Annotated in this window: 12 protein-coding genes; 3 read left to right on the forward strand and 9 right to left on the reverse strand. The window is 38.7% G+C overall.

Features of this window, described 5'->3' with window-relative positions:
• Positions 1–5: 5 nt before the first annotated feature.
• Together sleB and prsW are read right to left on the reverse strand one after the other, a co-directional pair.
• Positions 6–827, reverse strand: a complete 822-nt coding sequence (gene sleB / locus ABH966_RS03930) for a spore cortex-lytic enzyme (protein WP_370075935.1) — start codon at positions 825–827, stop codon at positions 6–8.
• Positions 828–1,346: 519 nt separating this feature from the next.
• Positions 1,347–2,021: a glutamic-type intramembrane protease PrsW gene (prsW, locus tag ABH966_RS03935; protein WP_370075937.1), complete on the reverse strand. Its 675-nt coding sequence runs from the start codon at positions 2,019–2,021 to the stop codon at positions 1,347–1,349.
• Between the two features lie 358 nt (positions 2,022–2,379).
• On the opposite strand from prsW, the gene ABH966_RS03940 reads away from it, so the two are divergent.
• Positions 2,380–3,348 carry an asparaginase gene (locus ABH966_RS03940; protein ID WP_370075939.1) on the forward strand — a complete coding sequence of 323 codons (969 nt, stop codon included), beginning with the start codon at positions 2,380–2,382 and terminating at the stop codon, positions 3,346–3,348.
• Between the two features lie 21 nt (positions 3,349–3,369).
• On the opposite strand, the gene ABH966_RS03945 is transcribed toward ABH966_RS03940, so the two are convergent.
• Together ABH966_RS03945 and ABH966_RS03950 are read right to left on the reverse strand one after the other, a co-directional pair.
• Positions 3,370–4,911, reverse strand: a complete 1,542-nt coding sequence (locus tag ABH966_RS03945; protein ID WP_370075941.1) for an aminotransferase class V-fold PLP-dependent enzyme — start codon at positions 4,909–4,911, stop codon at positions 3,370–3,372.
• Between the two features lie 4 nt (positions 4,912–4,915).
• A complete protein-coding gene (locus tag ABH966_RS03950; RefSeq protein ID WP_370075942.1) occupies positions 4,916–5,476 on the reverse strand; it encodes a glycerol-3-phosphate acyltransferase in 561 nt (186 codons plus the stop codon).
• A 235-nt stretch (positions 5,477–5,711) separates the two neighbouring features.
• On the opposite strand from ABH966_RS03950, the gene ABH966_RS03955 reads away from it, so the two are divergent.
• Positions 5,712–6,104 (forward strand): hypothetical protein, encoded by a 393-nt coding sequence (locus ABH966_RS03955; protein ID WP_370075944.1) that lies wholly within the window; start codon positions 5,712–5,714, stop codon positions 6,102–6,104.
• A gap of 41 nt (positions 6,105–6,145) precedes the next feature.
• Here ABH966_RS03955 and ABH966_RS03960 read toward each other — a convergent pair whose 3' ends face one another.
• The 5 genes from ABH966_RS03960 to ABH966_RS03980 form a co-directional block, all read right to left on the reverse strand.
• On the reverse strand, positions 6,146–7,111 hold the full coding sequence (locus ABH966_RS03960; protein ID WP_370075946.1) for a YpdA family putative bacillithiol disulfide reductase: 966 nt from the start codon (positions 7,109–7,111) through the stop codon (positions 6,146–6,148).
• A gap of 115 nt (positions 7,112–7,226) precedes the next feature.
• Positions 7,227–7,982, reverse strand: coding sequence for a metallophosphoesterase (locus ABH966_RS03965; protein WP_370075948.1), 756 nt, complete (start codon positions 7,980–7,982; stop codon positions 7,227–7,229).
• A gap of 160 nt (positions 7,983–8,142) precedes the next feature.
• Positions 8,143–8,940: a LysM peptidoglycan-binding domain-containing protein gene (locus ABH966_RS03970; protein WP_370075950.1), complete on the reverse strand. Its 798-nt coding sequence runs from the start codon at positions 8,938–8,940 to the stop codon at positions 8,143–8,145.
• Positions 8,941–9,170: 230 nt separating this feature from the next.
• Entirely contained in the window at positions 9,171–10,613 is a 1,443-nt protein-coding gene (locus ABH966_RS03975; protein ID WP_370075952.1) for a RecQ family ATP-dependent DNA helicase, read from the reverse strand.
• Positions 10,614–11,642, reverse strand: a complete 1,029-nt coding sequence (locus ABH966_RS03980) for a YpbB family protein (protein WP_370075954.1) — start codon at positions 11,640–11,642, stop codon at positions 10,614–10,616.
• A 107-nt stretch (positions 11,643–11,749) separates the two neighbouring features.
• Between ABH966_RS03980 and ABH966_RS03985 the strand changes: the two genes are divergently transcribed.
• The gene (locus ABH966_RS03985) at positions 11,750–11,998 is read left to right on the forward strand and encodes a ferredoxin (RefSeq protein WP_053482601.1); all 249 of its coding nucleotides are present in this window, start codon (positions 11,750–11,752) and stop codon (positions 11,996–11,998) included.
• Positions 11,999–12,218 lie beyond the last annotated feature (220 nt).

Genomic DNA, 12,218 nt, shown 5'->3' on the forward strand with positions numbered 1-12,218 from the left:
CTTTCTTATGAACAGAAAATATGTTCTCCAATTCGTTTAATTTGAGGTCGTGACCAAATCCACTTACTTGTTGCTGTTTTCGGATTAAAATAATACAGTGCATTTTCCGAAGGATCCCATCCATTCATAGCATCAAGAACTGCTTCTTTTGCACGTTCATTTGGTTCAAGCCAAATTTGCCCATCTGCCACTGCAGTAAATGCTAGTGGTTGGAAAATAATACCTGAAATAGTATTTGGGAATTCAGGACTTTCCAAACGATTTAAAATAACAGCCGCTACAGCCACTTGACCTTCATAAGGCTCTCCCCTAGCTTCACCATAAACCGCATTCGCTATTAACTGTACATCTCTGTCAGTATACTTTGGAGGTACTTGAGTTTTAGTCCCATTATTATTAGTACTGCCACTACTTTTACCTCCTCCACCACCGCCACCAGTGTTTGTTTTCACTTGCTGTTCAAGTGGCGTTCCACCATAATAAGTAAATTGATTTCCTGCATTTAATTGCGCTTTTACCCATCCTTCATCGTAATCTGAATAACCCGATAAAGTTTTTTTAGTTTTAGCACCGGCTATTCCATCTACTGGTAAACCATATTTCTCTTGGAAAATTCGTAAAGCCCAATATGTGTTATAGCCAAATTTTCCATCAATTTTACTTTTATAAAATCCTAAGTATTGTAGCCTTGCCTGTAGCTCAATTACATCATCTCCATAAGCACCACGAGAAATCTGTTGCTCGGTAAATGCAATGGCGTCATTTTGCGGAATAGCAAATATACTAATCCCCAACATCAAAGCAAAAACTATGCTTACTAAACGCATTATCATCACTCCTTTTTTTCATAGCTTGAAACAAACGACTCATTTTATACATATCAATTTTGCCTCGGCAAAATTGCGTCTGGAATCGGCTTTGTGCTTAGGCCTGCAGATGTTTTTTGCGCGAAAGCGAAGCGGCAGCGGCACCGATGCAGGTCAGTTAGCCGTTATCGCATGGATGCGATGGTTTTAGGCTAACATCCCCTAAGAACTCCTTTCCGATTCCGTGACATCCGCCGGAGGCTTTAGGCCGACACGAAGTTGGTCACTCAGTCGTTGCCACAGGACGTGGCGTTCTTAGACTGAGTTCCTTTATTTCAGCAATTTTTTTGTAGCGAAAGCGAAGCGTCAGCTACAGGTGTTTGGACACCCGCTGAAAAATAACTTAAATCCGTATTCATCTCACCACCTATAGAGGAAGAAGATTCCTATACCTGTCGCTACGCTTTCGGTACAAAGGAACATTTGCTGAAAGAAGTTAAAAATAGAAAAGCGCAGAAATCTTTTTTAGATTTCTACGCTTTATATTTTTTTATGCATATGCAAATGTTGTACTAGGTGATAGTGAGCGAGCTTGACTTTCCGTAGCCCAAACCACCACAAAAATAGCATAAAAGGGATCATTAAATATACCCAATACCCTTTGAATGATAAAATTGTATTATATAAAATGTGTAATACTACCGGTGCACATAGCGCCATAGCAATCATTTCTTTCGTCTTTGCAAGCTTAGAAAACTTGGCACGTCCATAATAATAGCCCATTACAACACCGAACAAAGCATGACTCGATACAGGTAATAATGCACGCATAAATGCAGTATTCAAACCGAAAGAAAATAAATAAAGCACATTTTCTATCGTAGCAAAACCAAGAGATATACTTGCACCATACAGTATGCCATCATAAGGATCATCGAATTCTACATGATTGTAGATTGCAATCAAAAGAACAAACCATTTAAAAAACTCTTCAACTACACTAGAAAAAACTACATCTTGTAGATAAAGATAACGAAAGACCCCTTCCTCTGTTAGTACATATTGTAAGAACAAGATTGGGAACGTTAAAAATGCGCCATACAAAAACGTTTGAAGTAAGGTTTTTCTTGGCTCCGTTGCCATCTGATTGCGCAAATAAAAGTAACTAAAAAGCGCTAGACCGGGAGCAATGGCAGCTGATAATAAAATGATCATGATGCCGGCTCCTTTCAAAAAATCAATTTCGCCTTGACATATTTATGTTAAGATTTTAAAATTCGTGACATCCTTCTAAAGTATTAACAAATATTTTCTGCGCAAAAGCGAAGCGACAGCGCATAATGTTGGTTAACTTTGGCGTTTTCAAAGGATGTAAAATTCCATATCCTAAGTTTATCTTTATCTACCGAATATTGGACACCTGCATAAAAAATATATCCGTATAGCTCAGGTGGAAAACTTATTAGACTTAAGCTTCCGTTTTCGACAATAAATATCTATTACATGAAGATAAACTGCTATTATTATACCATGATATGACATAAAACTTTTTAAAAGGAGATAAATATTTTTTATGAAAAAAACAATTTTATTAATTCATACAGGTGGAACAATTTCTATGGCGATGAGTGATGAAGGTGCCGTTATGCCAAACAAGGAAAATCCTCTAATGAAGGAGAGCAGTAAACTTGATGCACTTGCCACAATTATTGAAATGGAGGCTTTTAACCTCCCATCACCACATATTACACAAAAAGAAATGCTTAAATTACGTAATCTTATAATCAAAAAAGTTGCAGAGGAGAAAATTGATGGCGTTGTTATCACTCATGGTACTGATACATTAGAAGAAACAGCTTATTTTTTAGAGTTAACGACTGATTTATCAATTCCTATTGTCTTAACAGGTGCAATGCGCTCCTCAAACGAACTCGGTGCAGACGGTATTTATAATTTAGTAGAAGCCGTTCGTGTGGCCGTTGATGAAGAAGCTCGAGAGAAAGGTGTGCTTGTTGTCATGAATGACGAGGTCCACCTTGCTGTTAACACTACAAAAACAAGCACTAGTTCGGTAAATACCTTTCAGTCACCTCAATATGGCCCGATTGGACTTATTACAAAATCAAGAATATTATTTCATCATGCCCCTCTCCGCCGTCAATATGTAGAAATTGATGGATTATCAAAACGAGTAGCCATGCTGAAAGTGTATGCTGGTATGGAGGATGACTTACTTAATGTAGTACTCGCATGTAAATACGATGGCGTTGTGTTAGAAGGCCTTGGACAAGGCAACGTCCCTCCAACAGTTGTTAAAGGTATTGAAAGTCTTTTAGAGCGCGGTATTCCTGTTATACTCGTATCCCGTTGTTTTAATGGTATCGCAGAAGGAGTTTATGGCTATGTTGGCGGTGGCAAAATGCTCGAAGACTTAGGAGCTATATTTGCAACTGGTATCAATGGTCAAAAGGCGCGACTAAAATTATTAATTGGGCTCAACAAAGTAGAAACTCCTCTTGATTTAAAGGAATTTTTCATGTAAGACTATTGTATTCAATTAGGCTTATGCCTCTACAATTTGCTTATAATAATTCAAGATTTTATGTAAATGATGGATTGCTATCTCAAAGTCCGGTTGAATAACAGAGAGCTGTATGAAATCTCTTTGACGTAAGTATTGACTATCTGCATGAACATAATAACCATTTAAATTTAAATCACTCTGTAGATTTGCCAAAGTCTTAGGAAGTTGTAAAGTGACCAACATCGGATACGGTCTAGTTGAAACTTGGTAGTGCATAAATGGTAGTTGCAGTAATGTTTTAAAACGTTGCTGTAACTGTCCATATCTTTCTGGATATGCTTGTAATGCTGCAGTAACATTTGCAACAAGTACTGCTGGTAATGTAAATGGAATCTCACCTTGCTGGTAAATAGCTAAATCGAGATAAGCAGGTAATGTTGAAGAAGATTTCACAATGTTTTGCGAAAAAACAAAAGCCAAACCACTGAGCGCACCAATTGCTTTTCCACTCACCGCAGTCGCTAAATAACAATCTTTTAAAGAAAATGGCATTGCTCCGAAAGAACTAATGCTATCAATGCAAAGCTTAATATTATATCGCTTTGTAAGCTGTAAAATTTCCTTAATATCATTACAAGTACCAGTCGACGTTTCTCCATGCACTGCAAGAAGCCATTGATAAGATCTTTTTTGCAAATAAGCGTCCAAAATATTTGTATCAAAGGAACTTCCCCAACCTTGCTCCATTACATCAAAATCCAATGACCATCTCTCTGCTTGCTTCCGAAGACGTTCTCCAAACTCTCCATTTGTTAAAATTAGTCCACGCCCTAATTGTTGAGCCTTCAATTGCCCGAGCATAACTTCATTTGCCAATGTCCCAGTCCCTACAATTGTAGCTACATGCTCCGCTCCTGATAATTGAAGCAACTTATTTCTCATTTGCTCAAATAATGATTGAAAGCCTAATGAACGATGAGAAAGCTCTGAATACATAAATGGTTCTCTTTGTTTCACTGGACCTGGATAAAAAGTATGGCACTCCTTCGCAAGTCTTTGCTGTAAAGATTTTTCAAACTGCTGTCTAGTTAATACCATTGGTAAAAATAAAGCACCCTCTGTCCCTGTAGCAGGTGCAAATTGGGTAAAGCCCATTTGCTTATACAGCTTCTCTTCACGAGTAGTACCTGAGATAACCGCTGCCGAATAACCTTTTTCATACGCAAAAGCAGTCAATGCCTGCGTCAATTTCAGCAGTACTCTTCCTGTTCGGTAAGCCTTCTTAACGGCAAGCAATCTAATTTCACATAGCTTAGTACTAATCTCTTTTGATAAATACTGCTCAACCTTTCCTATCTTTTCATCAATTGAGAACGGCCTCTGATCTCTAAATGCAAGCATGCCTATAAGTTCTATTCCTTTATAAACAACAATATACGTATTTTCATGATGAAAACGGTCAACTTTTTTCCTTTCAGAGTTTGGTTTATGCTGTGGAATTTCTTCGACAAAGGTTTCATAATTTAATCGTGCAATTTCCTCAAACTCCACTTCTGTATGCGCAATTTTACACCAATACATATAATCACTTCCTTCTCTCTAAAGACTCTTTAATATTCGTCATATGTTTAATAAGCATAAAACTTATTGCTACTAGTATCGGTATGTATAACAGTAATTTATCTGTATAAACAATCGCTCCAACATATAAAACAAAGCCACCTAACATACTAAGTGTTAAACTTCTAGTTACACCAAGCGTAATAGCTGTCCCTACAACCATCATGAAAAATAAGCTCGGAGATAATGTCAGACCTACACCTATAAAAGTTGCTACTCCTTTTCCCCCATTAAACTTAAGCCAAAACGGAAACATATGACCAAGCATGCCCAAACTAGCGCCTAACACAATTACCCATTCTTCGAAATGCAATAAACGCCCTACACCAACAATGAGCGCACCTTTTAAAGAGTCCCCTAAAAAAGTCCATAGAAAAGCACCTTTCCCAATCACACTACCAGCATTTCTAGCCCCTAAGTTTCTACTTCTTTCTTCCTGTAAATTAACACCATATGCTTTTCCAACGACATACGCCGTCATAAAGTTCCCTGTAATATAACTAAGAATCCAATATAATCCAAGCATTCTTTCACACCTTTTTTTCTCAACTTCCATTAGAGAAATTATGTATTAACACCTTAACGCGGGGGTGATTTCCTTACGACTGGGCGCTTTCCTGGAGGCATTCGATGAGCGATTCGTTCTCTTTCCGTCGCTCTGGCCCTTCTATCCGTCGCTGTGACCCTTCTATCCGTCGATTCAATCTCTTTCCGTCGCTCTTGCCCTTCTATCCGTCGCTTCGACTCTTTCATCCGTCGCTTTGGCCCTTCTATCCGCCGATTCGTTCTCTTTCCGTCGTTTTGGCCCTTCTATCCGTCGCTTCGGCTCTTTCATCCGTCGCTCTGGCTCTTCTATCCGTCGCTTCGTTCTCTTTCCGTCGCTCTTGCCCTTCTATCCGTCGCTTCGGCTCTTTCATCCGTCGCTCTGGCTCTTCTATCCGTCGCTTCGTTCTCTTTCCGTCGCTCTTGCCCTTCTATCCGTCGCTTCGGCTCTTTCATCCGTCGCTCTGACCCTTCTATCCGTCGCCTCAATCTCTTTCCGTCGCTCTTGCCCTTCTATCCGTCGCTTCGGCTCTTTCATCCGTCGCTCTGACCCTTCTATCCGTCGCTTCAATCTCTTTCCGTCGCTCTTGCCCTTCTATCCGACGTTTTAAAAAAAGCTGTATAAGCTTACATGCTTATACAGCTCCTCTTGCTATTTTGCTCTTTTGTCAATTGTCTTTGCAATACAATCGCCATGGAAACGGCCATTTTCAATAAAAATTTCATTAGCATTATTTCCAGCTGCAATAACTCCCGCAATAAATAATCCTTCTACATTTGTTTCCAAAGTTTCTGGATTAAAGAAAGGACGACCCGTTTCATAATCAATAGAGACACCCATTGCTCGAATAAATGAATGATCTGGATGATAGCCTGTCATAGCAAAAACAAAATCATTTTTTAAAGTTTTCTTGCTACCATCAATTTCTACTACGACCTCATGCTCTCGGATTTCCAGTATATTTGTATTGAAATGCATTTGGACTTCTTCATTTCGTACTACACCTTCAAATTCTGGTAAAACCCATGGCTTGATGCTAGGTGAATACTCACTACCACGATAGGCAACAGTGACGCGAGCTCCTGCCTTATTCAACTCAAGCGCTGCATCTATTGCCGAATTTTTCCCACCTATTACGAGAACATCAGTATCGAAAAATTCATGTCCCTCTTTAAAGTAATGGAAGACTTTTGGCATTTTTTCACCTGGGATGTTTAAATAATTCGGATGGTCATAGTAGCCTGTTGCGATCACAACATAAGGTGTTGTATAGACCTCTTTATCTGTCGTTACTGTAAACACCGCTCCATTTTTTACAACGCTATTTACTTTCTCGAAGCGGTTTACTTGAATAGCTTTCAAACGTACAACTTCTCGATAATAAACTAGTGCTTGATTTCGCTTTGGTTTACGACCTTCAATAATAAAGGGAACATCACCAATAGCTAGTCGTTCACTCGTACTAAAAAAAGTTTGATGCGTAGGGTAATTGTATACCGCATTTACGATATTGCCTTTTTCAATGACAATTGGCTTTAATCCAATATTTTGCAAGGCTATTGCTGCTGCTAAACCACATGGGCCTCCTCCAACAATAATTGCATCTACTTGCTGCATTTCTTGACACTCCTATCAACTTTGTATCAGCAATTTGCTAATACTTTACTTAATCGGGCTTACCGAATTAATCCTTATCGTTTCCATTATACGCCTTCTATCGAGTTTTGGTTGTTTATTTACCCGAAATTTCAATGTCAATAATATGACACTGTGGTCTCGCACCAAGCCGAAAAGGTAATAATGTCGTACCATAGCCGTTACTTACTAACGTCATCACACCCTCACGCTCCCGATAAGAGCCATTAGGATGCACACCGTATGGACCAATTCTAATTTGACCACCATGTAAATGCCCACCAATCATTAAATCTGCTCTAAATTTTGCACGGACTCTTGCAAAAACGCCAGGGTTATGTGAGATGAAAACAACTAAGTCTTTCTCTCCTACCTTTGCAAATGCTTCATCAAAGCTATATTTCATTGTAGATGTATCTTCAATTGCATTTAGCCAAAAGCGGTTTTTTTTAGGTAGTAATACAGCATCATTAGCGATGATCTGAACACCATGTTCCTGCAAAATACTTCGTAATCGTCCTTCACCTACTTCTCTGTCATTATTCCCCCATACAAAATAAGTTGGTCCTAAAGGAGTTAATAACTTTAGGTTGTCATGAATACGTTGAATAGGTGTGCGTCCATCTGCAAAATCTCCACCAATAATAACAGCATCAAATTGACCATCTAACTGTTCAATCATCTGGCGATTAATTTTGCGTAAATGTGTATCCGAAATAAAAAATAGTCGGATTTTTTCCTGTTCACCCTTTAATAACAATTGATGATGTAAAACATTATTTTCATGTGCCACCTTCAACATATAAAGCAGGAACGCGATGACTACTAAAACAAATAGTCCAAAATAAATCATTCCTTCACATCTCCTTACGAAAGCAAAAAGACGATTCGTTATAATGAAGAATCGCCTTTTCACTAAATCAGACGTACGCCTCAACCATATTTGGTGTTAACGTTTGTCCATTATTTTATACTAGAAAAACATCATTGCCAAAGAATGACACCCGCTTTTCTTATGGTAGCTTAATCACTTGCCCGATCATTACATTATTTGAAGACATACCGTTTGCTGCACGAATTTTCGCTAGTGTTGCTTCACTGCCATCACCGTAGTGATTCAATGCAATACGATATAGATTTTCATTTGCTTTTACTGTATGAGTACTTGCACTTGCGGCTTGTTTTGCTTCTTCTGCTTTGCGTGCTGCCTCAGCTTTACGCGCTTCCTCGGCCTTTCGTGCTTGTTCCGCTTTTCTAGCCTCTTCTGCTTGTGCTATTCTAGCTTGCTCAGCTTTTTTAGCTTCCTCGGCTTTTCTAGCTTCTTCTGCCTTCTTGGCTGCTTCGGCCTTTTTCGCTTCCTCAGCTGCCTTCTGCTCAGCTGCTAATTTCTCAGCGTCTTTCTTAGAAGGCTCTTTTGCTTTGTCTGTTTTATCTTTGTCTGTTTTATCTTTGTTTGCTTTATCGTCTTCTTTTGCTTTGTTTTTGTCAGTTGACACAGCTAACTTACCTTCATCCCCTGAATCGTCAAATTCTACAACTTCATCCGAAGATTTTTTTTCAGCCTCTTCAATTGTTGTTCCAGGTTCATAGAATTTTAAAAAATAGACTAATATCGATAATGGAATTAAGATAAAAATTACAAAAAGAATCGTCATTAATGGCGGTTTTCGTTTTGTATTACTTGGCTTTTTATTGTCATTTCCATTTTTCTTCATTCTTGAAACCCTAGATAAAGCTTGCTGTTCTTTTTGTTCTTCTTCAAAAGATTGACGATGTTCTTCGATTTTATCGCGATAATCTTCTTTACTCATTCGCCGTTCCTCCAACCTTACTACGCTTTCTATCATTCTATTATGACGAATATTGCGAAAAAAGTAAATGACCGTCAGTTATAGTCTAAAAAGGACATATCACCATAACGTGGGGTTGATTTCCGTTCCGACCGGGCACTTTCCTGGTGGCGTCCAGTCGGTACGGAAATCAACTTATTATATGGCATACGTTTTAACAAATGTCATCCACAACTTTTGGTGATGAACCTTTAACAACCCATTAAGAGTTGCTTTAGCCGACTTTCCCATGGAATCATTTCTATTTTCTTCTCTTCTTTTAAGCGTACCTTATTGATTTCATCATAATGGATTCCACAATTTTCACAACAGTTTTCTGGTTTTTTCAGCAATTTTTGCCCAAAATACCCGACTAGCTGTGTGCGAATACAGTCTTTTGTCTGAGTCATTTTATGCATTTTATCGACAGCACGATACTTTTCCAGTGCTAAATGATTTAAACGCACTTTAACTTGTTCCATCGTTTCTTGTTGTAGCCAGTAATCAAGCACTCGAAAAGCGGTCTCACTCAGCTCTCCATTTTTCAACATTTGTGAAGGCTGTACTTGTTGATTTAATAGTTCCTGATAACGATCAACATGACCAGCTGTTGGCAAATCGCCTGTTACAACAAATTTCGCAAGTTCCTCATCACCCTCACTATAAAGTAAAATTGCGAGCGCTGGTTGACCATCACGACCTCCACGACCAATCTCCTGCATGTAATTTTCTACATTAGCAGGCAGCGTTTCATGGATAACCTGACGAATATTTGACTTATTAATACCCATTCCAAAAGCATTCGTAGCCACAATCCAGTCGAGTTCCCCGTCAATAAACTGTTGCTGAATAAACTGACGGTCATCAGCACCATAGCCTGCATGATAAGCTGCCGCTCGTATACCAGCCTGTATAAGCGCTTCGCTATATTGTTCAGCACGCTTCCGCGAGGACATATATAATATACCCGGTCCTGCCGTTTCTTTAACATGTTGCATAATCCAGTGTGTTTTATCTGCCCTATCCTCAAATACGACACGCCCAAGATGAATATTTGGCCGATCCACATTGTACAAAAACTCAAATGGTGTATCCAGCGACAATGTATCTCGTATGTCATTGACTACTTTATTCGTCGCAGTCGCCGATAATGCTAAAATCGGTGGACGATTTACTTGTGAAAACCATTGTCCAATTCGTAAATAATCTGGCCGAAAATCAAAGCCCCACTGAGAAATACAATGTGCCTCGTCCACGACGATAAGACCTAACTGCATTTGTGAAAGCTTGTCTTGAACTTGCTGCTGTAAAAGCATCTCTGGTGACGTAAAGATAAAACGATACTGCTCTAAAAAATGTAATACATACCGTTTTTCACTTACGGTTAAAAATGAATTTAAGGCAACTACCCTCTTTTCACCAAAGCGTTTTAGCTCCTCTACCTGATCCTGCATTAGAGAAAGCAAAGGAGAAACAATTAATACTGGCTTCTGCAGGATATATCCTGATAGTTGGTAACAAAGTGACTTTCCCATTCCAGTTGGTAATAAAGCGATAACATCTTTTTCTTCTAAAATGGCTTCAATGACCTCTTTCTGGCCTGGACGAAATGCTGTATAGCCAAAATACTTTGTCAATGTTTGTTCAAGCTCCATCTATACTTCTCCTTTCGCGAGGACAAGCCTTAACTGGAAATAACTCATACCTTCAACTACTTCATGCAATGTTTTCAATTTTTTTGTTTGATAGTGTTTCGATGCCAGCCAAACTTTTTCCGCTTCTTCATATGAGACGAATGGACCAATCGAAAAGTTCGGTTCGTTCATGGCTAGTTCCACCAAATGATCCTCGATTGTACTTTGTTTTAGTTTCCTTATTTGCACAATCTGTTCAATTGAATAGCCCTGCTCATAAAAATGTGCTGTTTGCTGCGCTGAATCGGTTAGTAATGCTTTGACTCTTAATCCTTCTGCCACTTTACCAAGTAACGGATAATCATTTGTCTGATGAACTTCATTTAATAATGTATGTAGCAATTCTATAAACGCTAACTGACAATCTAAAACTGTTTCCTGACGTTCACTCGCAATCTGCTGCCACGTCCATCCTGGTAAACTATGACCACTCAACCGATAGAGGACAAGCTGTTTGTTGGCATCTGATAAGGGTAACACGGAAAGCGCGCGTTCACATTCCTCCAATAATTGCTGCTGTAAATGCCCATCTTGAAAGTTAGACTCGACTAAAAATGTACGAACCCAAGACTGAATATTCGTATCCCTACTTATGGGAGAAAAAGAACGAACTCCAGCGCTTTGATAGGATAAACTTTGTACAATTAACGAGAACCTCGCAAAAAATATATGCTCATTTCCCCTATAGTGCCACCCGTCAAATAAATAATCAGATGTCTGCTCTGCTCGCTGTAAACCTAGCTTTTTCATGGAATAGTGACCAGATTCTTGCATAGTTAACCAACTATACTGTAAAAACGAATTTACGGCTTCATCAAATGTCTTCCTAGGTAACTTAGGTAATAGCCCAAAATAATTATGTAACTGAAATAGGCCAATGTCTTGAATAGTCTGACCTGAGCGCTTTCCTCTTAATACATGATAAGCAGCAGAAATTGTTCGTTCGTTATTTAGTTTTTGAAAGATTTGCAATAAAATTTGATGAAACATAGACGCAAATTCCTCCAATTTAATAGTATTTATGTTGAAATGTAAGATAAACATCTTTAAAATGAGTATGAAGCTTTGTAGGAACATGTAAAAGGAGAGAAAAAAAAATGGCTAAATTCACAATTGTTGATAAAGATACATGCATCGCTTGTGGCGCTTGCGGAGCCGCAGCACCAGATATTTATGATTATGATGATGAAGGGATTGCCTTCGTTATTTTAGATGATAACATGGGAACTGCTGAAGTTCCAGAAGATCTACTAGAAGACATGCAAGATGCTTTCGAAGGATGCCCAACTGACTCAATCAAAGTAGCAGATGAAACTTTTGATGGCGACTCATTAAAATTCGAATAGTCCTTCATACGTATCTTTAAAGGCATCCTTAACTGGGTGCCTTTATTTTTATCTCCTCACGTTACAAACACCAAAATTAAATTACATGTTAATTCTTTGGCTCATCACTATAACGTGTGGTTGATTTCCATTCCGACTGGGCGCTTTGTAGCTGCCGCTTTGCTTTCGCTACAGAAACCAATTGTTGCTGTCGCTTCGCTTTCGCACAGATAAAACATTT

The organism is Lysinibacillus sp. RC46 (assembly GCF_041262385.1).
Taxonomy (GTDB): Bacteria; Bacillota; Bacilli; order Bacillales_A; family Planococcaceae; genus Lysinibacillus.

Bases quoted from the DNA above. Each gene is read 5' to 3' on its own strand.
- ABH966_RS03960 (WP_370075946.1), bottom strand. From the start codon at position 7,111: ATGCAGCAAGTAGATGCAATTATTGTTGGAGGAGGCCCATGTGGTTTA.
- sleB (WP_370075935.1), bottom strand. From the start codon at position 827: ATGCGTTTAGTAAGCATAGTTTTTGCTTTGATGTTGGGGATTAGTATA.
- ABH966_RS03975 (WP_370075952.1), bottom strand. From the start codon at position 10,613: ATGGAGCTTGAACAAACATTGACAAAGTATTTTGGCTATACAGCATTT.
- ABH966_RS03945 (WP_370075941.1), bottom strand. From the start codon at position 4,911: ATGTATTGGTGTAAAATTGCGCATACAGAAGTGGAGTTTGAGGAAATT.
- ABH966_RS03950 (WP_370075942.1), bottom strand. From the start codon at position 5,476: ATGCTTGGATTATATTGGATTCTTAGTTATATTACAGGGAACTTTATG.
- ABH966_RS03970 (WP_370075950.1), bottom strand. From the start codon at position 8,940: ATGAGTAAAGAAGATTATCGCGATAAAATCGAAGAACATCGTCAATCT.
- prsW (WP_370075937.1), bottom strand. From the start codon at position 2,021: ATGATCATTTTATTATCAGCTGCCATTGCTCCCGGTCTAGCGCTTTTT.
- ABH966_RS03965 (WP_370075948.1), bottom strand. From the start codon at position 7,982: ATGATTTATTTTGGACTATTTGTTTTAGTAGTCATCGCGTTCCTGCTT.
- ABH966_RS03985 (WP_053482601.1), top strand. From the start codon at position 11,750: ATGGCTAAATTCACAATTGTTGATAAAGATACATGCATCGCTTGTGGC.
- ABH966_RS03940 (WP_370075939.1), top strand. From the start codon at position 2,380: ATGAAAAAAACAATTTTATTAATTCATACAGGTGGAACAATTTCTATG.
- ABH966_RS03980 (WP_370075954.1), bottom strand. From the start codon at position 11,642: ATGTTTCATCAAATTTTATTGCAAATCTTTCAAAAACTAAATAACGAA.